Raw genomic sequence first — 433 nt, 5'->3', positions numbered from 1 at the left:
AGTAGGCCACGCCCTTCGAAACGCCCGCCACCTCCACGATGCGCTCCACCGTCGTGTCTGCGTAGCCGCGTTCGGAAATGACCTCGATAGCCGCATCCAGCAATTGGCGCCGGGTGGCGTCCGCCTTGCTCGTTCTCCCCTTCTGCTGGGCCATGCCCCACCTTCCCGCCCGCGCAACCGACAATGCCGCGTGCAAAACGCCTCGACCGGCTCCGCGCCGTCGGGCAACCACTCATTTTGGTCATCGCAGCGCAGATGCGGCCATTAATCTCTCATCAACGAGGAGAGACGCTGCTGCGATGATAATACCGGGCTCCCGCAAGACCGGGCGCCCCGGCGAAAGACTCACCAAATCACGGGAGTGCCGATCGAGGCCGGTCCCTACGGGGATGTCTGCAGGCCAAGCGGCGAGCTTGTTCAGTGTGCGGCGACG

1 protein-coding gene is annotated in these 433 nt (G+C 64.7%); it reads right to left on the bottom strand.

Annotated elements, in window-relative coordinates; all coding sequences use genetic code 11:
• A partial coding sequence (locus tag NE591_RS12510) for a TetR family transcriptional regulator (RefSeq protein ID WP_256156775.1) occupies nt 1–154 on the bottom strand: 154 nt, incomplete at its 3' end.
• Nucleotides 155–433: the final 279 nt, after the last annotated feature.

This window comes from Adlercreutzia sp. DFI.6.23 (assembly GCF_024462535.1).
Lineage (GTDB): Bacteria > Actinomycetota > Coriobacteriia > Coriobacteriales > Eggerthellaceae > Adlercreutzia > Adlercreutzia rubneri.
Note: the sequence above shows the minus strand (reverse complement) of the source record. Positions and strands in the feature narration are given on the sequence as shown.